Annotated in this window: 23 protein-coding genes and 2 pseudogenes; 12 read left to right on the top strand and 13 right to left on the bottom strand. The window is 72.7% G+C overall.

Annotated elements, in window-relative coordinates:
- Positions 1 to 72 precede the first annotated feature (72 nt).
- Positions 73 to 1,044 carry an alpha/beta hydrolase gene (locus ADK55_RS20275; protein WP_053680707.1) on the bottom strand — a complete coding sequence of 324 codons (972 nt, stop codon included), beginning with the start codon at positions 1,042 to 1,044 and terminating at the stop codon, positions 73 to 75.
- A 69-nt stretch (positions 1,045 to 1,113) separates the two neighbouring features.
- Between ADK55_RS20275 and ADK55_RS39915 the strand changes: the two are divergent.
- Positions 1,114 to 1,896, top strand: a pseudogene (locus tag ADK55_RS39915) (alpha/beta fold hydrolase); the annotation flags it as partial.
- A 469-nt stretch (positions 1,897 to 2,365) separates the two neighbouring features.
- On the opposite strand, the gene ADK55_RS39910 reads toward ADK55_RS39915, so the two are convergent.
- The 3 genes and pseudogenes from ADK55_RS39910 to ADK55_RS20255 all read right to left on the bottom strand — a co-directional run bounded on the left by ADK55_RS39910 (position 2,366) and on the right by ADK55_RS20255 (position 5,298).
- The gene (locus ADK55_RS39910; protein ID WP_234350165.1) at positions 2,366 to 3,214 is read right to left on the bottom strand and encodes an ATP-grasp domain-containing protein; all 849 of its coding nucleotides are present in this window, start codon (positions 3,212 to 3,214) and stop codon (positions 2,366 to 2,368) included.
- Between the two features lie 233 nt (positions 3,215 to 3,447).
- Positions 3,448 to 4,107, bottom strand: a complete 660-nt coding sequence (locus ADK55_RS20260) for a GOLPH3/VPS74 family protein (protein ID WP_053680700.1) — start codon at positions 4,105 to 4,107, stop codon at positions 3,448 to 3,450.
- 130 nt (positions 4,108 to 4,237) lie between these two features.
- Positions 4,238 to 5,298 (bottom strand): annotated as a pseudogene (locus tag ADK55_RS20255) (zinc-dependent alcohol dehydrogenase family protein).
- Positions 5,299 to 5,486: 188 nt separating this feature from the next.
- Between ADK55_RS20255 and ADK55_RS40495 the strand changes: the two are divergent.
- Positions 5,487 to 5,609 (top strand): hypothetical protein, encoded by a 123-nt coding sequence (locus tag ADK55_RS40495; protein WP_267887352.1) that lies wholly within the window; start codon positions 5,487 to 5,489, stop codon positions 5,607 to 5,609.
- A 30-nt stretch (positions 5,610 to 5,639) separates the two neighbouring features.
- Here the strand turns inward: ADK55_RS40495 and ADK55_RS20250 are convergent, their stop codons facing one another.
- The 3 genes from ADK55_RS20250 to ADK55_RS20240 form a co-directional block, all read right to left on the bottom strand.
- The gene (locus ADK55_RS20250; RefSeq protein ID WP_053680698.1) at positions 5,640 to 6,557 is read right to left on the bottom strand and encodes a DMT family transporter; all 918 of its coding nucleotides are present in this window, start codon (positions 6,555 to 6,557) and stop codon (positions 5,640 to 5,642) included.
- A gap of 130 nt (positions 6,558 to 6,687) precedes the next feature.
- Complete coding sequence (locus tag ADK55_RS20245) at positions 6,688 to 7,506, bottom strand: ATP-grasp domain-containing protein (protein WP_053680696.1); 819 nt, start codon at positions 7,504 to 7,506, stop codon at positions 6,688 to 6,690.
- Positions 7,503 to 8,441, bottom strand: coding sequence for an ATP-grasp domain-containing protein (locus ADK55_RS20240; protein WP_053680695.1), 939 nt, complete (start codon positions 8,439 to 8,441; stop codon positions 7,503 to 7,505). The genes ADK55_RS20245 and ADK55_RS20240 overlap by 4 nt, the downstream gene beginning before the upstream one ends.
- Before the next feature lie 457 nt (positions 8,442 to 8,898).
- On the opposite strand from ADK55_RS20240, the gene ADK55_RS20235 reads away from it, so the two are divergent.
- The 7 genes from ADK55_RS20235 (at position 8,899) to ADK55_RS20205 (ending at position 15,099) form a co-directional block, all read left to right on the top strand.
- Complete coding sequence (locus ADK55_RS20235) at positions 8,899 to 10,449, top strand: sensor histidine kinase (protein ID WP_053680693.1); 1,551 nt, start codon at positions 8,899 to 8,901, stop codon at positions 10,447 to 10,449.
- On the top strand, positions 10,446 to 10,847 hold the full coding sequence (locus tag ADK55_RS20230; protein WP_053680690.1) for a roadblock/LC7 domain-containing protein: 402 nt from the start codon (positions 10,446 to 10,448) through the stop codon (positions 10,845 to 10,847). The genes ADK55_RS20235 and ADK55_RS20230 overlap by 4 nt, the downstream gene beginning before the upstream one ends.
- Positions 10,844 to 11,197 carry a DUF742 domain-containing protein gene (locus ADK55_RS20225; RefSeq protein WP_053680688.1) on the top strand — a complete coding sequence of 118 codons (354 nt, stop codon included), beginning with the start codon at positions 10,844 to 10,846 and terminating at the stop codon, positions 11,195 to 11,197. The genes ADK55_RS20230 and ADK55_RS20225 overlap by 4 nt, the downstream gene beginning before the upstream one ends.
- Positions 11,178 to 11,807, top strand: a complete 630-nt coding sequence (locus tag ADK55_RS20220; protein ID WP_053680685.1) for a GTP-binding protein — start codon at positions 11,178 to 11,180, stop codon at positions 11,805 to 11,807. The genes ADK55_RS20225 and ADK55_RS20220 overlap by 20 nt, the downstream gene beginning before the upstream one ends.
- Positions 11,804 to 13,042 carry a cytochrome P450 gene (locus ADK55_RS20215; protein ID WP_053680684.1) on the top strand — a complete coding sequence of 413 codons (1,239 nt, stop codon included), beginning with the start codon at positions 11,804 to 11,806 and terminating at the stop codon, positions 13,040 to 13,042. The genes ADK55_RS20220 and ADK55_RS20215 overlap by 4 nt, the downstream gene beginning before the upstream one ends.
- The gene (locus ADK55_RS20210) at positions 13,039 to 14,274 is read left to right on the top strand and encodes a cytochrome P450 family protein (RefSeq protein WP_053680681.1); all 1,236 of its coding nucleotides are present in this window, start codon (positions 13,039 to 13,041) and stop codon (positions 14,272 to 14,274) included. The genes ADK55_RS20215 and ADK55_RS20210 overlap by 4 nt, the downstream gene beginning before the upstream one ends.
- 93 nt (positions 14,275 to 14,367) lie before the next feature.
- Positions 14,368 to 15,099: a hypothetical protein gene (locus ADK55_RS20205; RefSeq protein WP_053680679.1), complete on the top strand. Its 732-nt coding sequence runs from the start codon at positions 14,368 to 14,370 to the stop codon at positions 15,097 to 15,099.
- A 410-nt stretch (positions 15,100 to 15,509) separates the two neighbouring features.
- On the opposite strand, the gene ADK55_RS20200 is transcribed toward ADK55_RS20205, so the two are convergent.
- From ADK55_RS20200 to ADK55_RS20190, 3 genes are all read right to left on the bottom strand, one after another.
- A complete protein-coding gene (locus ADK55_RS20200; protein WP_053680677.1) occupies positions 15,510 to 16,241 on the bottom strand; it encodes an anti-sigma factor family protein in 732 nt (243 codons plus the stop codon).
- Positions 16,238 to 16,840 (bottom strand): sigma-70 family RNA polymerase sigma factor, encoded by a 603-nt coding sequence (locus tag ADK55_RS20195; protein ID WP_053680675.1) that lies wholly within the window; start codon positions 16,838 to 16,840, stop codon positions 16,238 to 16,240. Before ADK55_RS20195 ends, ADK55_RS20200 begins: the two co-directional genes overlap by 4 nt.
- A 101-nt stretch (positions 16,841 to 16,941) precedes the next feature.
- Positions 16,942 to 17,925 (bottom strand): DUF1996 domain-containing protein, encoded by a 984-nt coding sequence (locus ADK55_RS20190; protein WP_053680751.1) that lies wholly within the window; start codon positions 17,923 to 17,925, stop codon positions 16,942 to 16,944.
- A gap of 139 nt (positions 17,926 to 18,064) precedes the next feature.
- Here ADK55_RS20190 and ADK55_RS20185 point away from each other — a divergent pair, with 139 nt between their 5' ends.
- The 3 genes from ADK55_RS20185 to ADK55_RS20175 all read left to right on the top strand — a co-directional run bounded on the left by ADK55_RS20185 (position 18,065) and on the right by ADK55_RS20175 (position 24,025).
- Complete coding sequence (locus tag ADK55_RS20185) at positions 18,065 to 18,796, top strand: DUF1838 family protein (RefSeq protein WP_053680673.1); 732 nt, start codon at positions 18,065 to 18,067, stop codon at positions 18,794 to 18,796.
- 393 nt (positions 18,797 to 19,189) lie between these two features.
- Positions 19,190 to 20,968: a S8 family peptidase gene (locus tag ADK55_RS20180; RefSeq protein ID WP_053680749.1), complete on the top strand. Its 1,779-nt coding sequence runs from the start codon at positions 19,190 to 19,192 to the stop codon at positions 20,966 to 20,968.
- A gap of 282 nt (positions 20,969 to 21,250) precedes the next feature.
- Positions 21,251 to 24,025 carry a helix-turn-helix transcriptional regulator gene (locus ADK55_RS20175; protein ID WP_199826580.1) on the top strand — a complete coding sequence of 925 codons (2,775 nt, stop codon included), beginning with the start codon at positions 21,251 to 21,253 and terminating at the stop codon, positions 24,023 to 24,025.
- Here ADK55_RS20175 and ADK55_RS20170 read toward each other — a convergent pair.
- The 3 genes from ADK55_RS20170 to ADK55_RS20160 form a co-directional block, all read right to left on the bottom strand.
- Entirely contained in the window at positions 24,015 to 24,932 is a 918-nt protein-coding gene (locus ADK55_RS20170) for a glycoside hydrolase family 19 protein (protein WP_053680671.1), read from the bottom strand. The two genes, ADK55_RS20175 and ADK55_RS20170, sit on opposite strands and share 11 nt — an antisense overlap.
- 197 nt (positions 24,933 to 25,129) lie before the next feature.
- Complete coding sequence (locus tag ADK55_RS20165; protein ID WP_053680669.1) at positions 25,130 to 25,540, bottom strand: rodlin; 411 nt, start codon at positions 25,538 to 25,540, stop codon at positions 25,130 to 25,132.
- A gap of 200 nt (positions 25,541 to 25,740) precedes the next feature.
- Positions 25,741 to 25,932, bottom strand: a complete 192-nt coding sequence (locus ADK55_RS20160; RefSeq protein ID WP_053680668.1) for a DUF5302 domain-containing protein — start codon at positions 25,930 to 25,932, stop codon at positions 25,741 to 25,743.
- Positions 25,933 to 26,075: the final 143 nt, after the last annotated feature.

Here is a 26,075-nt window from a genome sequence, read left to right as displayed (position 1 = left end):
GGGCGGCCCCGTGCCTCGGCAGCCGTGGCGGGGGAGCGGGTCGAGGTCCGGTTGCGGGGCGCGAGGTGCTTGTCAGCTCCTGGCGCGGAGGTGGTGGGACAGGAACGCGACGCTCTCCGCGACGATGCGCGGGACGTCGGGGGAGCCGAGGAAGATGTGGTCGGCGCCCTCCACCGGCCGCAGGACGACCTCGCCGCCCGCGCTCTCCAGCGCGGCGGCGAGCAACTTGCTCTGGCTGTACGGGACCAGCCTGTCCAGCCGGCCATGGACGAGCAGGAACGGCGGCGGGTTCGAGGCAACCGCCGCGTACGTCACCGGGCCGGCGGCCTTCGCCAGTTCCGGGCGCTCGGCCACGCCCGCACCCAGGAGGGCCTCGTACGGGTCGGGGAACTCGACACCGGGGGGCATCGGCGGCATCGGGTGCTCGGAGAGGGAGATCAGGTCGGAGACCCCGTACCAGTCGACCACCGCCCGCACGGTGGTGTCCCCGGAGCCCACGCCGTGCGCGCCCTCCAGTGCCGCTCCGTCCGCGGTGTCGGGGCCGACCAGGCCCGCGAGCGCGGCCAGGTGCCCACCCGCCGACTCCCCCCAGACGGCGATCCGGTCGGCGTCGAGGCCGAGGGCCCCGGCGTACGCGCGGACGTAGCGGATGGCGGCCTTCACATCGTGCAACTGTGCGGGGAAGGGGGCTTCGAGGCTGTGCCGGTAGTCGATGGAGACGAGGGCGAGTCCGGCCCCCAGGACCGCACCGTGCAGCAGCGCGGCCGGCACGGTCGGCGGCGGGTAGCGCCGGTCGCCGTCCAGCCATCCGCCGCCGTGGATCCAGACCACCACCGGGAAGGGTCCCTCGCCCGCCGGCACCCGAACGTCCAGCAGCCGGGGCCGGTAGCCGGGCGTGGTGGCGTACGTGATCCCGTCGTGGTGGCGTATCCCGTGCTCGTCCGTCACCGGGGGCTCGGGGGCCCGGTATGGAGGAGGAGGCCAGGTCGTGTCGGGCGGATCGAAGGCGACTGGCGCGGATGCGGCGGGAGGAGATTGCGTCATTGCGGCCCTTCCTGTGCGGCGCGGCCCGGAGGGCCGGCGGGGTCGGTGCGAGGCCAGGCGTGGTGATGCATGTCCGGAACGCTCGCGCAGGTCACCGGTGCGCGCAGCTGGGTTACACGTGTAATCGGGACTCTAGCGACGCGTTTCCGCCGAGCACAAGCCCCACCGTGGTCGTGGTTGTCCAAGGCCCGATTCGCCCGTTCGGACTCTTTCGGCGGCGATCGGGCGCGGCCGAAAAGGACCGGTCCCACCGGATCGACTTGCCGGTGTGATCCCACGAATGACGCGACGCACGTGAACGAGAAGGCCGATCCGGCTGCCCGGTCCTCGACGAGGCCCGTCTTCGTGTCGGTGCACGGGGCGGGCGGCAACTCCTACGGGTGGGCCCCCGTCCTGGCCGACCTCGCCCTGCGCGGGCACCCAGTGCTGTGGCCGGAAGGGTTCACCGTGTCGCGGCGCCCGGCACGGCACCTCGCCGCGTTGTCGGAGTACGTCCAGTACAAGCGGCGGTCCTCCGCCTTGCGATGCACCGCACCGGACACCGCGACCCGGCAAACCCTTCCGGCCACACCACTGGCGGTGGCGGTCGACCTGCCCGGCCACGGGCTCGGAGCCTACTTCCCGTGCTCCTACCGGACACCGCAGGACCCCGAGGGGCTGCGCACCGAACCCTCGACGACGGCCAAGGTCACATCGGCCCACTTCACCGACCACGTGGCCGACGTGGTGCGGCGGGCACACCGGCTCGGCCCGGTGGTGCTGGTCGGTCAGAGCATGGGCGGACTCACGCTGAACACCGTGGTCGACCGGGTTCCCGAATTGATCTCGCACCTCGTCCGCGTCTCGGCCTTCCGTCCCTCCGCGCGGGCCACCATGCAGCAGCTGATGACCGCCCCCGAGGCCGCCGGCAGCGCCATCTTCCGCCTGCCCGTCGTGCCCACGCCCGCGGAACGGGGGGTCAACCGGGTCAACTGGCGCTCCGGCGACCCCGAGTTCCTGCGGGTCGTCCGGGAGGCAATGGCCGCCGACCGCACGGACGACGAGGTCCGTACCCTGCTCAACATCCTGGAGCCCGACGAGTCGGCGGAGATCGGCGCCGCCGACACCCGGGGCCTGCCCGAGTCGTGGGGCCGGATCCCGCGCACCTACCTGCGGTTCACCGAGGACCGGACCATCCCGCCGGAGCTTCGGGATCTCATGATCGAGGAGGCCGACGAGCTGACCCCGGAGAACCCCTTCCGGTTCCGGTCCCCGGCCGCTCCGCACATCGGTCCCCGCCGATCCGGGGCGACCGAGCACCGGCCCCCGCCCCGCCGGACGCTCACAACCCCAGGACGACCTCCACGAACCGTTCCACGCCGCCCGGGGTCATCGTCAGGAACAGGTTGGGCTCGATCAGTTCCAGCTCCATCAGGACGGGGGTGCCGTCCCCGGCCGGTGCCAGGTCCACCCGGGCGTAGGCCAACGGGCCGGCCGTGCGGGAGGCCGTCGCGGCGAGCACAGCGCCGGCCAGGGCGAGTTCGGCCGCCGAGGGCGTGTGTGCGGTCAGGTCGGGGTGTGGGACACGGGTGTTGTCGATGCGGCCGGTGTCCGTGAGCACGGGGCCCTTGCGGACCGCGTGACTGAACTCGCCGCCCAGGAACACCAGCGCCCGTTCCCCGTCGACGATCCGCTCCATGTACGGCTGGACCATCGCCGTCGCCCCGGTCCCGTGCAACATCCGGACGTGAGCCGAGGCCGCCTCCCGCTGGGCCGGCGTGTACCGGGCCGTGTCACGGGAGCCGGCCGACACCGACGGCTTGACGACGATCTCACCGCCCGGCGGCAGCGTCACGGGATCGCCGGGCGCGATGAAGCGGGTCGGGACCGTCGGGATTCCCCGGGCCGCGAGCTCCGCGAGGTACACCTTGTCGCTGTTCCAGCGCACCAGCTCGGCAGGGCTGTGCAGGGCGGTCACCGCGTCCACTCCGTCGACCCAGGTGAGGAACTCGGGCAGCCGCTCCGAGTAGTCCCAGGTCGAGCGGATGACGACGACGTCCGGCGCGGCCCAGTCGTAGCCCTCCTCGGCCCAGTCGACCGCGACCGCGTCGACGCCTCGCTCGCGCAGCGCGGCCACGAGGACGGGCAGTTCCGCGTCCTCGGCGCAGCCGAAGCCGTCGGTAGCCAACACGACCCGTCGAGTCGCCGACCCGCCCACACCCACACGCGCCACGCGGCACCGCTCCCAGACCTCGACCGCACCCGGGAGTGTCCCGGAGCTGCCGCGAATCTACGCCACCGACGTGTCCATCAGGGCCCCGTGACCGCGACGCCGATCTGCCGCGAGGTGTTCAGCGGTCGGCGTGACGCCGCCCCGCCCCCACGGAGCCTCCGGCGACGCCTTCGACGCCATCGCGACGGCCCTCAGGTGACCGCCACGACCGTGGCGACCGTCGCCGCGGCCATCGCCGCCTGCATGTCGCGGATGGCCTTGCGGACGTGTTCGGCGGCCCACTGCCCGTCGGCTATCTCCCCCAGGCGCGCGGCGGTCTCCTTCCGGGGAGCGTCGGGGAAGACCAGCCGCCCCAGCTTCGCGGAGTGGATCAGCGCGATCAGACCCGCCGTCCGCTCGTCCGGGTCCGCACCGCCCAGGACGACCGCGTCGAGCCGGTCCCGCAACTCCCGCTCCACCGAACCGTCGGCCTCGGGATGGCGACGGGTCGGGAACACGCCCAGCACCTTGTGGTGAGTCTCCAGGACCACACCCCGATCGCGCAGGCTCTCCAGGGCGGCTCCGACCGCCTTCGTGTGGTCCTTGGTCAGCCAGTCCGTCACCCGACGCCTGCTCTTGCCGCGCATCCACGTTTCGAGCAGGTGGAGGCGGGTGTCGAGCAGCGGCTGTCCGGTGGGGGTCGCGTCGGTCAGCTCCAGGTGCCTGCCCGTCACCGACACTCGCCCCGCCATGACCAGTTCGAGCAGGATTCCGCCCGCGACCGCCCACCCCGCGGCCTCTCGCTGCTTCGCCGCCCCGGACTCGTCGTCCAGGGAGAGCAGCATGATCTCCTCGGCCAGTGTGATCGTCATGTCCCGTCCCCCCGATGGTCCGTCGTCAGATGGTCAGACGTCCGGCGACCACGGAGAGTTCCCGCCCGTGTGACGACCGAGCCGGCGAGACCCCGCGGCCGGCCCGTACCCGCGGTCAGTGCACCCGCGGTCAGCCCACCCGGGGCCCGGCGACCGCCGCGGGCCGGATGACGGTGATCCCGCTTCCCGGGGCGGTGCCCATCGCGGCGAGCGCGTCCGACGCCCCGTCCAGCGTGATCGTCGCCGTCACCAGCAGGTCCGGGCGCAGTGCGCCGGAGCGGACGAGTTCCATCATCGGAGGGTAGGCGTGGGCGGCCATGCCGTGACTGCCGAGGATCTCCAACTCCCAGCCGATCACCCGTTCCATCGGCAGGACCGTCCGTCCGGCCGCCGACGGCAGCAGCCCGACCTGCACGTGCCGTCCGCGCCTGCGCAGCCCGGCGACCGACGCGGCCGCCGTCGCGGGGGACCCCAGGGCGTCGAGCGAGAGGTGGGCCCCGCCGCCGGTCAGTTCACGGACGGCCTCCGCCGTGTCGAGCGAACGGGCGTCCACACCGTGGGCGGCCCCGAACCGCCGCGCCAGGTCCAGAGCTCCCGGAGCGGTGTCCACGGCGACGACCCGGGCGCCGGCCGCCACCGCGATCATCACCGCGGACAGCCCTACCCCGCCGCACCCGTGTACGGCGACCCACTCGCCCGGCGCCACCCTGCCCCGCGCGACCACCGCCCGGAACGCCGTCGCGAACCGGCAGCCCAGCCCGGCGGCGGTGTCGTACGACAGCTCGTCCGGAAGCGGCACCAGGTTCACGTCGGCATGGTCCAGGGCCACGTACTCGGCGAACGACCCCCAGTGCGTGAAACCGGGCTGCGTCTGTCGAGCACATACCTGGTGGTCGCCGGCCGCGCAGTCGGCGCAGTTGCCGCAGGCGCAGACGAACGGCACCGTGACCCGGTCACCGACCCCGCGGCGGGTGACCCCCGCGCCCACCGCCTCGACGACCCCGGCGAGTTCGTGCCCGGGCACGTGGGGCAGCACGACGTCCGGGTCGTGCCCCACCAGCCGTGCCAGTCGCTGCGGCACAGGCCGGTGGCCTCCACACGGACCACGACGCCGCCCGCCGCCGGGGTCGGGTCCGGCACCTCGCGTACCTCGGCCGGCTGACCGAACCGCTCGAACACCACCGCGCGCATGGAATCCGCCCTCCGCCCTCGCTCGACTGTCCCGCACGCTACCGGCCGGCCGCACCCGAGGCCCCGTTCCGCGCCCGCCCGGCCGTACCCGCGCGGCGCGGGCAGCCCTTGTCCGGCGCGGACCCCGGTGGGAGGCTGCGGGCGCCGCCGGGAATCCGGCGGGAGCGTCCGAACCACCAGGGGGAACCGTGAACCGCAAGCGTGCCGCAGCCACCGTGGCCGTCCTGCTCGCGTTCGTCGTCACCGCGCTCGGCGTGAGCGCCCAGGCCCACGCCGCCGCCGGGGACAAGAAGGTCGAGGTCATCAAGTAGCTTCGGCGGGCCGACTCGTGGCGGCGGGGCTCAGACCGTCCCGTCGCCGGTCCCTTCCCCACTGCCGGCGCCGGCCGCCTCATCGACCCCGGCCCCCTCCTCGTCCTCGCCCGACCGGGCCAGCGCCAGGATGCCGACCGCGATCAGTGCGATGCCCGCGAGTTGGGGGAGCAGCCACCAGCCGGACCGCAGGTGCTCCTCGTACACCAGGACGCCCAGCGCCACGCTGATGCCGGCGTCGCCCAAGGTCAGCGCGGGCTGCGAGGCGATCAGTGGGCCGCCCTGCATGGCGTGTTCGAGGAGCAGGAGGGCGCAGATGCCGGTGGCGCCGAAGGCGTACGTCTGCCACGCGGTGAGGAACGCGCCGATGCCGCCCTCGGTGAGGATGTGCATCGAGGACTTCATCAGGCCGGCGGTGAGCGCGTAGCAGACGGCGGTGGCCGCTCCGAGGCATCCGGCCCGGGCCCGTCCCGGCGGCCGGCGCAGTCCGGCGGCGGCCAGTCCGGCCACGGCGACGGCGCACGCGAGAAGAACGGGGAGCCAGCGGTCGAGCGCCACGTGGGTGCGGTTCCCGGCCGGTGCGGCGCCGGCGAGGGCCAGCCCCAGCCCGGCGACCACCGCCACCACGGCGATCCAGAGCGGTGAGGGGAGCCGTCGCCGCGTCAGCAGCGTGGCGATGAGCAGCGCGAGCGGAAGTTCCAGCACGAAGAGCGGTTGTACGAGGGCCAGCGGGCCCGTCGCCAGCGCGGCGGCCTGTCCCGCCCCGGCCAGGATCACGGCCAGGATCCCGGCGAGCCACAGGGGTCGTCTCAGCAGGTCGAGGACCAGCCCGGGCCGGAATCCGGAGCTCTGCGGCACGGTGAGCGCGGCCCGGCGTTGGAGCACGGTGGCGAGGGCGTTGCTGAGCGCCGCGAAGAGCGCGAAGAGGACCGGCAGGACGAAGCCCATCCCGCGATCCTCACCGCGATGCCCGACCGTGTTCGGCCGGGACACGGCGCCTTCCCCCGTCCGGCCCCGCGCACGGGCTTTCCGCGCGGTGCGTCAGCCGTTGCCGCGCACGGGCTTTCCGCGCGGTGCGTCAGCCGTTCCCGCGGGCCCTGCGCACGGCCAGGGCGGCCAGTGCCTCAGGGGCTCCCGCCTGGCCGCGGATGCCGGGGAAGGCGTTGACGTCCACGATCAGGGGGGTGCCCTCGCCGGTGTCGATGACGTCCACCCCGTACACGTCGAGGCCGAAGACCTCGCCGACCCGCAGGGTCAGCTCCGCCCACTCCGGACGGGGTTCCTCCGGGGCGTGCTCCGCGGAGCTTTCCCCGTCGGCGAGTTCGGAGCGGCGCAGCGCGGTGAAGACCCGGTTGCCGATCGCCCACAGTTTGTGGTCCCAGCCGTTGTTGGGGGCGAAGCCCTGGACCACGACCGGCTCCTGGCCCCAGCCGCCGGCCAGCTTCCGCAGCCGTGCCGCGTCGTCGACCCGTGCCACCAGGTCGCCCTTGCGGCTTCGCCGGCTCTTGACCACGACCGGCCAGGGCATTCCGGGCAGACCCGGTCCGGTGGAGTGCAGGGCCAGCTGACCCAGCGAGCCGAAGGTCCGCGTGGTGGCGAAGGGCAGCCCGGCGCGTCGGGCCAACTCCGCCATCTCGGTGCGGTCCTGGCAGCGTTCCGTGGCCTCGGCCGAGTTCACCACCCGGGCGCCCTGTCGCTCCAGTTCGCGCGCCAGTTCCAGCGCCCTCGGGGTGCGCGCCTTCAACAGGTACACGTCGGCCCGGTCGGTGGCCGCGCACGCCGCCGCCCCGGGATCCGCCGGGTCCAGTACGCGGACCTCGTGCTCGGCTCCCAGCATCTCCGCCGCCGTCGCCAGCAGCGGGTGCCCCGGGTCCGGTGTGATCAGACCGATTCTCATACGCCTTCTCCCGCTCGCGCCGAGACCTGTGCCCCGATGGTCGCCGTCAGCGGCGCCGGAGCCGCGTACGGTCGCTGCTGCGGCCAGGAGGGTCCGAGTCCGGCGGGGTCCTCCGCCCGGACACCGCCCACCCGCGCCAGGTCGAGTACCGCCCGTGCCACCCGGGCCGCCGCTTCCGGGACCTGACGGAAACTGGGGAAGTCGTTCACGTCGACCACCACCGGCCCCTCGGGACCCAGCAGCACGTCCAGTCCGTACAGATCCAGTCCGTACACCGCGCCGACCTGGGCCGCGATGGCCGCCACCTCGGCCGACAGCGGTACCTGACGTTCGTGTACCGCGCGGTCGGGGTGAAGCGGTGAACAGCGTTCGGTGGCGAACAGTTCCCCGCCGACGCAGTACACCTTGATGTCGGTGCCCGAGTTGGGCACGTACGGCTGGGCGATGAGCATGCCCTCGCCCGCCAGTTCGGGGAGCAGGGCGGCGAGCCGGTCCGGGGTGGACAGCAGGTGCACCGACCGTCCGGAGCTCCCGTCGGCGGGCTTGACGACCAGGGGGTACTCCGAGGTCGGGATCTCCGCCAGCAGCTCGGGCCGCGCCACGGCGTACGTCGGGGGCAACGGAAGCCCCCGCACCCGCCCGATGGCGGCGGCGAGGGCCTTGTCCCGCACGCCCCGGATGGACCGGGCGTCGTTGACCGTCGTCATCCCCGCCGCCGCGGCGGCTTCGAGCAGGGTCAGCCCGGGGCCGCCGGAGACGGTCTTGAGCACCCAGGCGTCATGGGCACCCGCATCCACCAGGTCCGTCATGCGCAGCAGCGAGCCGCCCGGCCGCAGGACGTCCACGTGGTGCCCCCAAGCCGTCAGTTGCCGGATCACCTCGTTCGGCATGCCGTCGTGGCGGTAGTGCTCCTCCACCAGGAAGCAGAGCCTCATGGACCTTCCCCATATTCCCCGGACGTCCGCCGCCGATCCCGTCCGGCGAGTTGTGACGTCACAGGATGCCATGGCCGCAATGTGATGATCGTCCCGCAGGGTGCCATTCTTCGCGCCTTCCTCGGATCGGATTCGGGAACGAACCGTCACGGTGCGCAGGCGCACGGTGCACTGACGGTACGGGAGTCTCCGATGGCGGGAGTCGGGCGAGGCGGGACGGACGGCGTTCCGCCGTGACGGCACGGGGTCGTGGCGCGCGGGGAGTCGTAGCCCGGGGAAACGAATTGTGACCGAGCCCAATCAGGTTCAAATCTGGGCACAGTGGAATCTATCGCCCACTACGCAGGGTGATAGTGGTCAGGAGCTATCCAAAGTGATCAACGGTTCTCCTATAGTTACGCCTCGTTGCCACAGGAACCCTCTCTTCCATTTTCGCCCCGGTTTGAGGCTTTGATTGATGACGGCGTCGCCTTCCCCCCTTCGCCCCTCCCTGCTCGCCCTGCTCGTCACCGCGGCGGCATCGGGGACGCTCTGCACGGCGGCGGTGGCCGCGGCCCCCACCGCCGTCCGGGTCCCACTCGGCTGGTTCTCCGTCACCGGCGTGCTGCTGTTGTCGGTTTCGGCGTTCTCCGTGACCTGGTACAGCCGCACCGCCCGACTCCTGCGCGCCAGGCTCTCCGGCCTCAACGCCGAAGTCGTCGCCCGTGACGGCCACATCGCCCGGCTGACCGCCGACGCGAACCGCGACGCGGCCGCCCACACCGCCGAACGCGGCCGTGTCACCCAGGCGCACGTCGAGGAGTTGGAACGGCTGACGACCGCGCACTCCACCGAACTCGACGACCTCACCGCCGCACAACTCGTCTCCCGCGAGAAGCTCGGCGCCGACCTGCGGCGCGCCGAGTCCGGACGGGCCGCGGCCATGGCCGCCGCCGCCAACGCGGCCGGCCGCATGCAGGCCCTCGCCACCGGAATGCTGGCCGACCTGCGGGACATGGAGCACCGGCACGCCGACGAGGACGTCCTCGGCGACCTCCTCCACCTCGACCACCGCACCGCGCAGGCCGGCCGCCTCGCCGACTCGATCGCCGTCCTCACCGGAGCCCGCTCCGGGCGCCGTTGGGCGAAGCCGATCGTCATGGAGTCGATCCTGCGCGGCGCCATGGGCCGAATCGCCGGCTACCAGCGCGTCCGCCCGCACTCCACCAGCGACGCGGCCATCGCCGGACACGCCGCCGAGGGCGTCATGCACGCCCTCGCCGAACTCCTCGACAACGCCGCGAGCTTCTCGCCGCCCACCGCCGAGGTCCACGTGTACGTGGAGGAGGTCCCCTCCGGGATCATCATCACCGTCGAGGACAGCGGCCTCGTCATGAGCGAGGTGCAACTGCGCCGCGCCGAACAGGCCGTGACCGCCGAGTCGCTGGACCTGGCCGGGCTCTCCGGAACCCGTCTCGGGCTCGCCGTCGTCGGCCGCCTCGCCCGCAAACACGGACTGACGGTGTCCTTCCGGCCCTCCGCGCGCGGTGGCACCGGCGCCCTGATGATGATCCCCCAGGACCTGATCAGCAGTACCCGGAACGAGACCGCGCCCGCCGCCACACCCGCCGCGACCACCACGACGGCCACCACCGGGCCCGACGCGCACGACCGGCCCCCGGCCGACGCCACCGGACCGGCGGACCCCGGGCGCGCGAAGGACCGTACGGATCACGAGACCGGCACCCCGGCCACCGTGCGCACCGCCGCCCCGGAAGACCCCGCGTCCACCGGGCAGGACCCGAGCCCCGGCGTCAACGCACTGCCCCGACGGCGACGCGGCAAGACGCTCGCCGCGGCCCACCCCGAAGGACCCGACGAGGGCCGCCCGGCCCCCGGCAAGGCCGCGCCCACCGGTGCCTCCCGGTCGGCCGCCCGCTTCGGCAGCTTCCGACAGGCCGTGCGCGGCGCGTCGGCCGCGCCGTCGAACGCAGAGAACCCCCCGCACCCGGAAGGCAACACGGAATGACCGGCTCCACCACCGACGAGACGCTCAACTGGCTCCTGGAAGGGCTCCTGGAACGCACTCCCGGCGCCCGACACGCGCTCGTGCTCTCCCGCGACGGCCTCAAGCTGTGCCGCACCCCCGAGCTGTCGGTCGACCAGGCCGACCAGCTCGCCGCGATCTCCGCCGGCATCCAGAGCCTCTCGCACGGCGCGTCCATCGAGTTCGGCGACGGCACCGGCGGCGTCCGGTCCGCCATGACCGAGTTCTACGGCGGCATCCTCTTCATCGTCGAGGCCGGCGAGGGTGCCCATCTCGCGCTCGTCGCCGCCGAGGACGCGGACGCCGGACTCGTCGGCCACAACATGTCCGAGCTGGTGGAGCAGTTGAGCGAGCATCTGATCGCCAGGCCCCGGGGATGAGCCGCGGCAGGCCGGGCCGGGACGACTCCCCGGACCGGCTCTACACCCTCACCGGTGGCCGCAGCCGCTCCGGTTCGGACGCGTTCGACCTGGTGACCCTGATCGTCGCCGAATGCGACCCGGTGCCCGGCATGCAGTCGGAGCACGCGGCCATCCTGCGGATGTGCCCGTACCCGACGGCCGTCGTGGAGATCGCCGCCGAGCTGGGCCTCCCGGTGTCCATCGTGCGGATCCTGCTCGCCGACCTGCTGGGCACCGGGCGGATCAGCGCCCGCCATCCCCGTTCGACGTACCGCCTTCCCGACCTCGACATCCTGGAGCAGGTGCTCGTTGGACTCCGCAATCTCTGACGCGTCCCCCGAACCGCGGCAGCCTCGCCAGACCCTCGACAGCACCGCCGACAACGGCCTGAAGATCGTCATTGTCGGCGGATTCGGCGTCGGCAAGACCACGATGGTCCGCTCGGTCAGCGAGATCCGTCCGCTGAACACCGAGGAGACGATGACCAAGGCCGGTGAGTCCGTCGACGACACCGCCGGCGTCGCCGCCAAGACGGCCACCACCGTCGCCTTCGACTTCGGCCGGATCACCCTCGACGCGCGCAACGTGCTGTACCTCTTCGGCGCCCCCGGCCAGGAACGGTTCTGGTTCCTGTGGGACCGGCTCTTCGCCGGCACCCTCGGCGCCGTCGTCCTCGTCGACACCCGACGGCTCGCGGACTCCTGGTACGCCATCGACCGACTCGAACACCACGGCACGCCCTTCGTGGTGGCCTGCAACGACTTCGGTGGACCCGTCCACACCCCCGAGGACATCAGGGAGGCCCTCGACCTGCCGGACGAGGTGCCGCTCGTGTTCTGCGACGCCCGCTCCCGCGAGTCCGGCAAGCACGTCCTGATCTCCCTCGTACAACACCTTCAGAAGGCCGTCATGGCCAAGACCCCGGAGCCCGCCCCGTGACCACCCCCGACGCCCGCGAGCCGCAGCCCGTCTACCTCGGCGGGCCCCGGTTCCAGACCGACCCCGTCGAGCTGTACCGCGAGATGCGGCGCGACCACGGCTCCGTCGCACCGGTCGTGCTCGACGGCGACGTGCCGGCCTGGCTGGTCCTCGGCTACCGCGAACTGCACCAGGTCACCAGTGACCCGCAGCTCTTCTCCCGCGACTCCGACCTGTGGAACCAGTGGGACCGCATCCCCGCCGACTGGCCGCTCCTTCCGATGATCGGCCGCAAGCAGCCCTCCATCCTGTACACCGTGGGCGAGCGCCACCGCGAGCGCGCGGCCGTCATCTCCGACGCGCTGGAGTCCGTCGACCCCTTCGAACTCAAGGGTCACGCCGAACGGTTCGCCGATGAGCTGATCGACCAGCTCTGCGGCAAGGGGGCGTGCGACATCGTCGGCGAGTACGCCATGCTGCTGCCCCTGCGCGTCCTCGCCCGCATCTACGGATTCTCCGACGCGCAGGGCCCCGGCCTCGTCACCGCCATGAACGACATGATCAACGGGCGGGAGGGCGCCCTGGAGGGCCAGCGTCACCTCGGCGAGTCCATGTACGCGCTGCTCGCCGCGAAGTCCGCCGCGCCCGGCCCCGACGTGGCCTCCCGGATGCTCGCCAACCAGGCCGGCTTCACCGTGGACGAGATCGCCCAGGACCTGATGGTCATGATGGCCGCCGGCCACCAGCCCACCGCCGACTGGATCGGCAATACCCTGCGCCTGATGCTCACCGACGACCGGTTCGCCGCCTCCCTCGCGGGCGGCCGGCACAGCGTCGGCGAAGCCATGAACGAGGTCCTCTGGGAGGACACCCCCACCCAGAACGTGGCCGGCCGCTGGGCCTCCAGGGACACCCACCTCGGAGGCCGGCGCATCGCGGAGGGCGACATGCTCCTGCTGGGCCTCGCCGCCGCCAACTCCGACCCGCACGTGCGCACCGACGCGGGCGCCCTCACCGGCGGCAACAACGCCTTCTTCTCCTTCGGCCACGGGGAACACCGCTGCCCCTTCCCGGCCCAGGAGGTCGCCGAGGCCATCGCGAGGACCGGCATCGAGGTGCTCCTCGACCGGCTCCCCGACGTGGACCTCGCCGTGCCCGCGAACGATCTCGCCCGGCGTCCGTCGCCCTGGCTGCGCGGACTGTCCGCACTCCCCGTGACCTACACACCGACCCCCGCCCTTGGAGCCCTCCGATGACGTGCCCGATCGACCACGCCGGCCCCGCCGCCATCACGCTCGACCCGTTCGTCACCGACCTCGCCGCCGAGAGCGCCGCGCTGCGCGCCGCCGGCCCGCTCGTACGCGTCGTCCTGCCCGGCGGTGTCGGCGTATACGCGGTCACGCACCACGCCGAGGCCCGAAAACTCCTCACCGACACCAGAGTGGTCAAGGACATCGACGTGTGGGGGGCCTGGCAGCGCGGCGAGATCCCCCCGGACTGGCCGCTGATCGGCCTCGCCAACCCCGGCCGTTCCATGCTCACCGTCGACGGCGACGAGCACCGGCGGCTGCGCACCCTGGTCGCCCAGGCCCTCACGGTCCGCCGGGTGGAGAAGCTCCGCGCCGGCATAGAGGCCCTCACCACCGGCATGCTCGACCGGCTGGCGGAACTGCCCGCGGGGGAGAGCGTCGACCTGAAGGCGGAGTTCGCCTACCCGCTCCCGATGAACGTCATCAGCGAGCTGATGGGCGTCGAGGCCGCCGAACACCCGCGCCTCAAGGCGCTGTTCGAGAAGTTCTTCTCCACCCAGACGCTTCCCGAGGAAGTCCCCCAGATGATGGCGGACCTCGGCGCGCTCTTCTCCCGCATCGTCGAGTCCAAGCGCTCGACCCCCGGCGACGACCTCACCAGCGCCCTGATCGCGGCCTCGGAGGACGGCGACCACCTCAGCACCGAGGAGATCACCAACACCCTCCAGTTGATGGTCGCCGCCGGCCACGAGACCACGATCAGCCTGATCGTCAACGCGGTCGTCGCCCTGGAGACCCACCCCCAGCAGCGCGCCCTCGTCCTCAAGGGCGAGGTGCCGTGGGAGAACGTCATCGAGGAGACCCTGCGCTGGTCCACCCCCACCTCACACGTCCTGATCCGCTTCGCGAGCGAGGACGTCGAGGTCGGCGACCGGATCCTGCCGCAGGGCGAGGGCCTGATCGTCTCCTTCGGCGCCCTCGGCCGTGACGAGGCCCAACACGGCGCGACAGCAGGCGAGTTCGACATCACCCGCACCCCCAACCGGCACATCTCCTTCGGACACGGGCCGCACGTCTGCCCCGGCGCGGCGCTCTCCCGGCTGGAGGCCCTGGTGGCCCTCCCGGCCCTGTACGCCCGCTTCCCCGACCTGAGCCTCGCCGTCGCGGCCGAGGAACTCCGGAACAAGCCGATCCTCACCCAGAACGACCTCTTCGACCTCCCGGTCCGCCTGGCCTGACCCACGCGCCCCGCGCCGATGCCCCGCCCCCGACCGCCCGGGGGCGGGGAAACACGCGTGCGCCCACGACGAGTCCGCTGCTAGGTTGATCGCGTGCCGAAGCTGAATCAGATAATCGCCGTGGAAAAGGGCGTCAAGTCCAAGTCGCTCCAGGAACTGACGCAAGCCCACCAGGACGTCCAGAAGCCCGCCTTGATGGCCGGCATCTCGCGGACGTACCAGCCCAAGGACGAAGAGGGCGAGCAACTGCCCCCGGAATCCACCCGGGTCCAGCTCAAGGCCGAGGACGTGCTGCGCGCGACCGCCGGTACCCTCACGCGACTGTTCGACGTGACGGCGACCAAGGACTGGGCGAACCGCACCGCGGCGGCGGACGTCGTCGTCGACGGCCAGGTCCTGCTGCCCCAGGTCCCCGTCCCGTACCTGCTGTTCCTGGAGAAGCAACTCACGGACCTGCACACCTTCGTGCGCAAGCTCCCCGTGCTGGACGCGTCGGAGGCCTGGAACCTGGACCCCTCGACGGACTCCTGGAAGACGGACCCCGTGCGCACCATCCGTACGAAGAAGGTCCCGCGCAACCACGTGAAGGCCGAGGCCACGGAGAAGCACCCGGCGCAGGTCGAGGTGTACTACGAGGACGTGCCGGTCGGCTACTGGACCACCGTGAAGTTCTCCGGAGCCCTGCCCGCGCGGCGCGTGAACGAGCTCCTCGACCGGGTCGAGAAGATCCAGCAGGCGGTCAAGTTCGCCCGCGAGGAGGCCAACAGCGCCGACGTCACCGACCAGCGGGTCGGCGACGCGGTGTTCGGCTACCTCTTCAGGTAGCCTCCACAACGCCCCCCCGTGCGAGCGAGGGGGTGCGCTGAAGAGCGCAAGCTGAAACTGAATGTCGAAGCTGAACACGGGGTGTCAGATGGGGGTTCGAATCCCTCTCCCCGCACCACGTGCGGGGGTGGCCCAAGCCGGTAGAGGCGGCCCCATGAATCTCAGATTCTCGCTCCAGTCTCAGTATTCGCCGCCGAACACCGGATCGACCGGGCGCGGGCGATCATCGACGGATGGGGGTTCAAGTCCCCCCGGCGCCTCTGCCGCGGCGCTGTAGTTCAAAGGCAGAACACGTCGATCTCAAAATGATCCGCGGCCCTTAAAAGCCGCCGGTGTGCGCAAATGGGTGGCAAGCAGGAGCCCGGGAGCTGGATATGCTCCCGGGCTCCGTCACGTGTGCCCGGCCCCGACTACGCCTTCGCGGGCACGGGTACCGACACGTAGGCCTTGCCCGACTCGTTCTCGACCAGGATCTCCTTCACGTCCGCCGGGTCGACGGCCGCCGAGCCGTCCAACGCGGCCCCCTTGCCCTCGCCGTGCTCCGCCGAGCCCACGACCCAACCGCCCGCGATGGTCCGCTTGCCGTTGCGGGAGACCACGATCAACCGGCACCGTTCACCCGCCGGGATGTCCGCCACGGCCGCGTGCACCCGCACCCACTGGGGGGCCGGCGTCACCCGTACGGTCATCCGCGCACCCGTGCGCCGATCCGTCGCGGAAGCCACCCGGGTTCCGGGCGGCGGCGGTGACGGCGTCGCCGTCACGGCCGGGGACGGCACCGGGGGCGCCGCCTCCACCTGGCCCGGGCCCGACTGGGTCCCGGCCCAGAACACGGCGGCCAGCGAGGCGGCCGCGGCCAGACCGGCCAGTCCCACACGGCGCCGGGACGCCGAGGCCCGCTCATTGCGCACCTGCCGCAGCGTGCGCTGCAGCAACAGATCACCGCCCTGGGGCGGTCCCTCCAGGAACGCCTCCTCGGGCACCTCGCCGAGCGCGGCTTCCATCTCGCGCAACGCGGTCACCTCCTCCCGGCACTGCACGCAGTCGCCGATGTGCTCCTCGACGCGTCGCACGTCCTGTTCGTCCAGGACTCCGAGAACATAGGGGCCGAGCAGTTCCTCCTCGTGCCGCTGCCGGTTCATGCCACCACCTCCCGCAATCCGCCGGGCTGCTGGGGCGGCCTGCCCGATCGTCTGTCCCTGTTGCCGTCCCTGGTGCCGTCCATGAAGGCTTCGCGCAACGCCTTGAGGGCGTAGTGCGCGCGTGATTTGACCGTTCCCGCCGGAATCCCGAGGCGATCGGCCGCCTCGGCGACGCTGAGCTGTCGGTAGTACAACTCCGTCAGCACGTCCCGGTGTTCCGGGGTCAGCTGGTCGAGAGCTCCCAATACGGTCATGGCGTTCACGACCGAGTCGGCGTGATCCGCCTCCACCGGGGGAGCGGCCGCCGAGCCGGAGACCTCCGGAGGCCGCGCCGCCTTGGCCCGGAACCGGTCGGTGACGATGTTGCGCGCCACCGTGAGCAGCCAGCCGCGCACCGAGCCCTTCCCGTTGACCAGGACCTCGGAGTGCCGCCAGGCCCGTATCAGGGTCTCCTGGACCACGTCCTCGGCGGCCGCCCGGTCCCCGGTCAGCCGGGTGGCGTACGCGAGCAGGGCGTGGCCGTGCTCCTCGTACACCGACTTGATCAGTGCCTCATCGGTCGAGCCCCGCCGAGTGCGGGGCCACAGTGGTCCGGCCATCTCACCCTCTCCGTCTTTCGTGCTTCGCGTGGTGCGGTCGGAACACGCCGCCGGGGGCGGTCGGGTTCATGTGACCTGCGTCACCAAGGCCGCCCCGCGGGTCACATCCGGCACGTACGCCCCGTGTTCAGGCAGTCGACGACCGCCCGCATCCGGCCCTCGGTCATCACGTTCACGAACATCGCGTGGTCCGTCCTCGGACTGTGCCGTTGTTCCGGGAAGGAGTCCAACGCGATCGGCGCACCGGCCGGCACCTCGTAGGCCAGCGAGACGCGCAACTGCGGCACCGCGAAGGCACCCTGCGGGCAGACCCCGTTGGCGGCCGGGAACACCAGATGCGAACGGTGCCCGGGGCTCTCGGTGTCCAAGCCGTTCCAGCAGCTGGGGAAGACCAGCGTCCGGGTCAGCCGCTCGCCCGCCGGGCAGCGCGGATAGCGGGTCGTGGACCGGTCGGGCGAACCGGAGCAGCCCCACCGGGCCCGGACGTCGGCGTCGTCGGCGGCCGTGTACGCGACGGCGTCGCCGGTCACGCCGCGCAGGAACCGGGGCATCGGCACGACCTCGCTCACCGGGTTGCCGCGGAACTCCACGCCCACCGTCGTCTCCGGCAGGATCTCACCGCTGTTCCCGTGCCCCGCGGAGCTCTCGTGGCCGTCCGTGCCCGCACGGTCCGTGCGGCGCAGCACGGGCCAGTAGTACGTCGACCGGTCACCGCCCGTACAACTCGTCGGGGCCGCGGCCAGCGAGGCATCGGTGGACATGGCGTCCGTGGACAGGTTTCCCACGTACGCGTGCGTGTGGTGCGCGCCCGCGCGCAAGCCGGGCGAGACGACCAGGTTGTCCTCGTTGTAGTGGCGTTCCCGGTTGCGCCCGCAGTCGACCACCACCGATCCGGTGGAGGCCCCGGGGCCCGCGGCCGGCGGCGCCGGCGTGGGCGCCACGTCGCGCATGTCGACGAAGTCCTCCGCGGCGACGCCCGTGCCCCGCGGCCCGGCGGCCCGTGAGGCCCCGAGCGCGGCAGCGGTCAGGCCGCCGCCCAACACCAGGCAGACCAGCAGCACGAGCAGGCGGTTTTCGTTCCCCATGGCGGTCACCGTTGCCGCTGTCCACCACCCCCGTCAACCTGGCATCCGTACCGTGGTCTCCCCGGGTGTCCTCCGGGCCCGGCCGGATCGAGCCCAGGGTCCTTGCCGGGCCGGACCGGGACCGCGCAGAGTACCCCTCATGACTCCCACGGAACTCCTCCGGGCCCTCGCCCGCACCCGCGCCTCCCTCGACGGCGAGGAGGTCACCTTCTGGTGGACCGGCGACGTCCACGCGTGGGCGCCCGGGGAGCCGTACCGGCGACTCTTCGGCTTCGAGGGCGTCAACGTGGCCCGCCTCGTGGTGGAGGAGGAGGGCTACCGACTCCTGACCCGCGAGGCCGCCTTCTACCTCGACCCGCAGAGCCGCGAGATCCTGGACACCTGGCAGGGCAAACCGGTCGTCCACGTGTGGAACGATCCGGCCAATCAGAAGTGGCGCCCCTTCCGGGTCCCCATGACCGAGCTCGGCGACCAGGTCTGCTTCAGTCTGGAGATCCCGCTGGCCTACCCCTCGCCGCTGCCCGTCGACCAGTACCCCACCCAGTCGGCCGACGACACCTACCGGGCGCTGGAACTGTTCCAGTTCTTCGCCCCCGCGTCCGTCCTCACCACCGACGCGCCCGGTGTCCCCGCCACCATGTCGTGGACCCGCATGTCCCCGTGGCTGCCCTGGATGGAACAGGGGCAGCGCCCCGGCGGCCTCACCTTCCACTGCCGCGGACGCAAGCTCTCCTCCTACGCCGAGGTCCCCGAACGCACCCGCGCCCACATCGCCGCCCACCACCCGGAGTACGCCCACGCCCCGGAGAAGTGGACCGAGCCGAACGAGACGAGCTGGACCTACTTCCGCCGGCTCAACCCGCCCGCGTAGCCCGTCTCCCCGGGGTCCCGGGCAGGGCCCTCGGCCCCCCGCAGGGGCCCGACAAGGGTTTTCCCCGTATCGCGTTCATCCCCGCGTTGCCTACTGTCTGCCCACCGGCGATCTTCCCCACCTCGAACAGCCCCCGCACCCACCCCACATGGTGCGAAGCCGTCCGCAGGCCGGGCCGATCGTCGGCGCACCGCCGTCGCCCTGCCCCGCCGTCGCGGCCGGGCGACGCGGCGCTGCGGTGTCCGGGACGGGTCTGACCAGCCCGTCCCCGATCCGCGGCCGCCGGTTCACCTCCCACACAGTTCAGACCGGCCGCTCCGGCCTGCCCGGAAACGGCCCGCGAAAGGGAACACCGTGCACGCAACCAGACGTCGGCTCATATCCGTGGTGGCCATGTCCGTCACCCTCCTGGCGGGTTCCGCCACCGCCTCGGTGGCCCTGACCGGCACCTCGGACCCCGCCGCCACCCTCCCGGCCGCCGCGGCCCCCGCCGGGGCCCCCGGCGCGGCGCCGGTCGAGAACCTCATCGTCGGATACAAGTCGACTGCCAGCGAGGCCAGTTCGAACTCCGCCGCCGCCGACGACGCCGCCGCCAAGGGGAAGAAGGCCGGCAAGAAGGCGACCTTCGACCGTCGCCTCGGCACCGGCGCCGCCCTCGTCAACCTCGGAGGCGCCACCGCGCCCACCGCGGCCGCCGACGTGATCGCCCAGTTCCGCGCCGACCCCGACGTCGCCTACGTCGAGCCGGACTCCCGCGCCTACGCGCTGGCCACCCCGAACGACACCGAGTACGCCAAGCAGTGGGACCTCTTCGAGCCCACCGCCGGCATGAACGTGCCCGCCGCCTGGGACAAGACCACCGGCTCCGGCGTCACCGTCGCCGTGATCGACACCGGCTACGTGGCCCACTCCGACGTCGCCTCCAACATCGTCGCCGGCTACGACTTCATCACCAGCTCCTCCGCCGCCCGCGACGGCAACGGCCGCGACAACAACCCCGCCGACCAGGGTGACTGGAGCGGGGCCGGCGAGTGCGGCACCGGTTCCAAGGCCAGTGACTCCTCCTGGCACGGCACCCACGTCGCGGGCACCATCGCCGCGGCCACCAACAACTCCAAGGGCGTCGCGGGCATCGCCTACAACGCCAAGATCCAGCCCGTCCGCGTGCTCGGCAAGTGCGGCGGCGCCACCTCGGACATCGTCGACGCCATCACCTGGGCATCGGGCGGCTCCGTCCCCGGCGTCCCGGCGAACGCCACCCCCGCCAAGGTCATCAACATGAGCCTCGGCGGCTCGGGCACCTGCGGCACCAGCTACCAGAACGCCATCAACGCGGCCGTCTCCCGCGGCACCACCGTCGTGGTCGCCGCCGGCAACAGCAACGCGGACGCGGCCGGCTTCACGCCCGCCAGCTGCAACAACGTGATCAACGTGGCCGCCAGCAACCGCACCGGCGACCGCTCGTTCTACTCCAATTTCGGCACGATCATCGACATCGCCGCCCCGGGCGGTGAGACCCGCCGCGCCACCGACACGCCCGGCACCGTCACCACCCCCGAGAACGGCATCCTCTCCACGCTCAACGGTGGCACCACCACCCCGGGCGCCGAGATCTACAAGCCGTACCAGGGCACCAGCATGGCCGCCCCGCACGTCGCGGGTCTCGCCGCACTGCTGGCCGCCGCCAAGCCCTCGCTGACCCCGGCGCAGATCGAGGCGGCCATCAAGACCAACGCCCGCCCGCTCGCCGGCACCTGCACCGGTGGCTGCGGCGCCGGTCTCGCCGACGCGGCCGCGACCGTGAACGCCGTCACCTCCACGCCCACCACCCCGACCTTCGAGAACACCACCGACGTCGCGATCCCGGACAACGGCGGCGCCGTCTCGTCCTCGATCGCCGTCACCGGCCGCACCGGCAACGCCCCGGCCGCGCTCAAGGTCTCGGTCGACATCAAGCACACCTACCGCGGTGACCTCGTCATCGACCTGGTCGCCCCGAACGGCACCGTCAAGCGGCTGAAGAGCTCCTCGAGCGACAGCACCGCCAACCTGGTCACCACCTACACCGTCGACGCCTCCGCCCTGCCCGCCAACGGCACCTGGCAGCTGAAGGTCCAGGACGTGGCCGCCTCCGACACCGGCTACATCAACTCCTGGAGCCTCGGCTTCTGAGCCCGCCCGGCACCCGGTCCCCAAGCCGGACGCCACCCGGTCCCCGAACCGGCCGTCGAAGTGGCGGGGAGCCCCCCAACTCCCGGCTGACGGGCCGATAGTACGGACCAACCCACCCCGGTGGACCTGCCGATACCACTCGTACCGGCAGGTCCGCCGGGCATTCCTGTCCACCCACTGATTTCTGCGTCACAAACGGGGTCCGCCCGGCGGCTGACCTCGTATTGTCGCGTCTCACAGGAAAGGCACAGGAGCAGGGGCGCGAAAGGCTGGTGGCTGGGCGTGGCGGCGACGGGGAGCGCTGACACGACCGTCGGACACGGTGAACTCATCGAGGCGGTGGACCGCGCGCTGACCACGCACGGCCGCGCCATCCTCACCGGACCGGCGGGCGCGGGCAAGACGGAAGTGGTCCGGGCCGTCGTGGCCGCGGCGGAGGGCCGACGGGAGAGCGTGCTCCACCTCGCCCCGGACGCCGCCGACCAGTGGATACCCGAAGCCTCGGCCGCCGCCCTGCTCGCCTCCGTGCCCCTCGCCGTACTGGACGGGCTCGCCGGCCCCCAGCGCGCCGCCATCGCCCTGCTCCGGCGCGAGACCGACGAGCCCGGCGCCGGCCGCGACCACGTCGCGCTGCGCCTCGCCGTCGTCGAGGTGCTGCGGACCCTGGCCGCCCCGGGACCCGTCCTGCTCGTCCTCGACAACGCGCAGTGGCTCGACGACGAGAGCACCGACCTCCTCCGCTTCGCCCTGCGCCTCACCCCACCCGGAGTCCGGGTCCTCGTGGCCGAATGCGTACAGGGCGGGGCCCCCGTCGCCGTGCCCCTCTGCGGCCCCGACACCCCCGCGATCCGTGTTCCCCCGCTCGGGGCGGAGCAGGTCGCCGAACTCCTCTGCCGACACGGCCTGCCCGCCCGGCTGGCCGGCCGCATCCACCAGGCCAGTGGCGGCAACCCCCGCCTCGCCCTGGCCCTCGGCCACTCCCTCGCCGAAGCCGCCGGATCCCGCGACGGAGGCGCCCACCACGCCGACACGCTGCCCGTCTCCGGGCAGGCCCGCGAGGTCGCCCGCCGGCTGCTCGCCGAAGCCCCCGCCCGAGCCCGCCGCACCCTGCTGCTCGCCGCCCTCGCGACCCGCCCCACCACCGCCCTGCTCCGCCGGGCCGGCCGCCCCGACGCGGACGCGGAACTCGCCGAGGCCGAACGCGCCGCACTGGTCACCGTCGGCGAGGACGGCGCGGTGCGGTTCACCGCGGGCGCCCTCCCGACCGCACTCGCCGCCGACGCGGGCTGGCCCGAGCGGGCCGCCGGGCACGCCGCGCTCGCCACCGCCGTGGACGACCCCGTCCAGGCCGTACGGCACCGCGCGCTGGCCGTGGACACCCCCGACGCCCGCCTCGCCGCCGAGATCACCGAGGCCGCCGCGTCCTGCCGGCGCCGGGGACAGCGCGCCCTCGCCGCGGAACTCGGCCTGCTCGCCGCCGAACGCACCCCCGCGGACCTGCCCCGGGACGAACTGGCCCGGCTCGTCTGCGCCGCCGAGGACGCGGGATGGGCGGGCCGCGCCGACCTCGCCCGCCGCGCCACCCGCGCCGTGCTCGCCCGCGACGCCTCGCCCGCCGACCGGGTACGGGCCCGACTCGCCGTGATCGACGCAGCCGGGCAGGCCCTCGCCGATCTCGACGAGACCTTCGCGTACGCCGTGGACGACGCCGCCGGCGACCCCTCGCTGCGCGCCGCCGTCCAACTCCGCATCGCCTGGAAGCACAACCTCAGCGACGGGGACCCCGTCCGCTCCCGCGACGCCGCCGCCGAGGCGGGCACCCTCGCCGCCCTCGGCGGCGACCAGGTCGCCGAGGCCATGGCCCTGACCGTGCGGGCCCGCATGGGCCGCATCCTCGGTGACCGCGACGCCGAGGACATCCTGGCCGAGGCGCTGGCCCTGCCCGCTCCCGAGATGCCGCTCGGCATGCGCAACGCGCCGCAGTACCTGGCCGTCCGGCACGCCCTCTTCGACGACCGGCTCGACGACGCCCGTGGCCGGCTGCTCGTCCTGCTGCCCGCCGTCCAACGCACCGGCTCCGCCGAGGACGTCTTCGAGGTGCTGCGCAGCCTCTCCGAGGTCGAGCTGCGCCGCGGGAACTGCGCCGCGGGCGCCGCGCACGCCCGCCACGCCCTGGAACTCACCATCGAGGCCGGTCTGTCACCCGGCCCCGCCTGGTACGTCGCCGCGATGGCCGAGGCCACCGCCGGCAGCTTCGCCCGCGCCGCCGGCTACGCCCGCCGGGGTGTCCAGGCCTCGGAGGAGGAACAGGACCAGGTCTTCCTGTCCCGGGGCCTGTACGCCCTCGGGCTGGTCGAACTGGCCACCGGGGAAGCCGCGAAGGCGGTGGCCACCCTGCGCAGGGTGGCCGAGCTGGAGGAGGCCCAGCAGGTGGTGGACCCCTCCGTCCTGCGCTGGCACGGGGAACTCGCCGAGGCCCTGGTGGCCGCCGACGCCCCCGAGGAGGCCGACGCCCTGCTGGAGTCGACCCGTACGGTCGCCGACGCCCTCGGCCGTACCGGTGTGCTCGCCGCCCTGGACCGGGCCCGGGGCCTGTGCCTGTCCGCGCGGGGCGAGGCGGAGCCCGCCGTTGCCCTGCTGGAGGCCACGGCCCGCCGGTTCGGCGCCCTCGGACTCCCGCTGGAACGGGCCAGGACCCTGCTCGCGTTGGCCCGCGTCGAACGGCGCCGTCGGCGGCGCGCTCCCGCCCGCGCCGCCCTCGGGGAGGCGGCCGACGTGTTCGACCGGGCCGGCGCGAAGCCCTGGCTGGACCTGGCCAGAGAGGCCGCCCCCGACCCGGCCGCCGGCGGGCAGCCGGGGCAGGCGGCCCTGACCGAGGCCGAGACCCGACTGGCCCTGCTCGTCGGTCAGGGCGCCAGCAACCAGGAGGCGGCAGCGAAGCTGTTCCTCAGCGTCAAGACCGTGGAGGCCCGGCTGACCCGGATCTACCAGAAGCTCGACGTGCGCTCCCGCGCGCAGCTGGCCACCGCCCTGAGGACGGGACGCCTCAGCAGCTGAGGTTGTTCCCCGGCGTCACACCGAGCAGCTGGGTGAAGCTCTGGTACTTGCTCACCCGGCTCTGGACCTGCCCCGGGTTGCCGCCGTTGCACTCCAGGGCCCCGTTGATGGAGCGGATCGTCTCGCCGAAGCCCGCGCCGTTGACCATGGCGGCGTGCGCGGTCATCGTGCCCGGACCGTTCTGCGTGTTCCAGTACCAGAGGGCCGTCTTCATGGCCACCGCCGGATCCTGCTCCACGAGGTACGGGTTGGCGAGGAGGTTGATGCCCAGGGCGTCACCGGCCGCCTTGTAGTTGAAGTTCCAGCTGAGCTGGATGGGGCCGCGCCCGTAGTACGCGGCCTGCCCCGCCGGACATCCGTAGGGCTGGGTGGCGTCGCAGTAGTGCGGGTAGTTGGCCGTGTTCTGCTCGACGATGTAGAAGAGCCCGCCCGTCTCGTGCGAGACGTTGGCGAGGAAGGCGGCCGCCTCGCGCCGCTTGACCGTGTCGTCGCCGGTGTTGGCGAAAGCGGGGTACGCGGAGAGCGCCGCCACCAGCCCGTTGTAGGTGTAGAAGGGGTTCCGGTTCGGGAACATCTGGTTGAACTGGGCCTCGCTGACGACGAATCCGCTCCCGTTCCCCGGGTCCGGGTCCTGGCCCCCGCCGCCACCGCAGGCGCCCTGGTCGGACCAGACCCCCCACTGCCCGGTGGTGCCGGGCGTCTCGCCCTGCGTCCACCACTTGGCCTGCCAGTTGTGTCCGTTGTACGAGGCGTTCGTGCCGCCCGTGTACACCGCCGAGGCGGACCAGGAACCGGCGCAGGCGGGGGCGGCCGCGGCGGGGGAGGCGGGCAGGGCCACGGCGAGACCGAGGGTCACGGCGGCGGCCGCGGCCAGCGAAAGGGCACGGCGACGAAGCGTACGTATCACGTGACTGCTCCTAGGGTGGGGGGAATTGCCGGGTGGGGACGGCAACTGACGCCACTGAACCGAAGATGGTCTGGACCTGTCAAGGTCTAGACCAAACCTTTCGGTGCGAAGCAGAACGGTCACGGGTGGAACGGCCGCGCCGGAAACGCCGAACCGGCGTGACGAGCGAGTCGTCACGCCGGTTCGGTTCGACCGGGTCAGCTGCCGGCGGAGAGGTTCCCGGAGAGGACCGGGATGTTGTCCACGATGTGCGACAGGGACTCGTCGCCCTTCGCCTGGGTGGAGTTCTCCGCGCACTGCTGGTTCTGCGGGTTCGACAGGACGTTGATGTCCTGGACGCCGACGTTGATCGCGGCGAGGATCGACTGGGCGTTGACCTTCGCGGGCAGGCCCACGCAGAGCTTGTTCAGCGAACCCTGGATGGCGCTGAGCTGGGGGCTCATGGCGCCTTCGGTCTCCTGGTTGCCGTAGATCTGCGAGGCGTTGTTGCCGTTGACCGTGTTCACGCCGTTGTCGTTGCCGATCGCCATAGCCGGGGTGGCCGCAACGGCGCCCGCGCCGATGACGGAGGCGGTGACTGCGGCGGTGGCCATGAACTTCTTGAGCATTGAGGATCCTTCTGTCGCATGAGCTGTCCCCGGCGGGACGCCCTGATCAACTGTCCTCACGGCATGTGGTTATCGCCCGTCACCCATGCGGCCCAATCATCCGTTCCGGGGGCCCTGCGACGACCCGCCCCCGCGGTCGGCGCGGTCGCCGCCCACGCCGCCGGGTGGAGCCTCCCGGCGGGGCAGCGGTCGGTCCGTGGTCAGCCGGTCTTGCGACGGACCTTCTTGTTCTTGCCGCCGGGGCCGCTGCTGGAACCCTGCACCTTCGCCCGGCTCTGGTGCGACTGCTGGGACTGGGCATTCGCGGCGTTGCGCTCCAGGGCCTCCCGGAACTTGCGCTTGGCCTCGTCGGCCGGGGACTCGTTCTGCGGGGTGTCTGTTTCGTCTGCCATCTTGTCCTCCTGGGGTGATCGAGCCGTTTCAGTCTGTCAGGTGGCCGTCCCCCTGACCAGCGAGTTCGCTCTGAGAGGCATCCCAGGAGGCGGGGTGGGTCGACCAGGAGCCCCGGGGTGGGGTCATCGGACGCGCCGGGGCC

The organism is Streptomyces sp. WM4235, from assembly GCF_001279725.1.
Taxonomy (GTDB): domain Bacteria; phylum Actinomycetota; class Actinomycetes; order Streptomycetales; family Streptomycetaceae; genus Streptomyces.
This window is presented reverse-complemented; position numbering and strand designations above follow the sequence as displayed.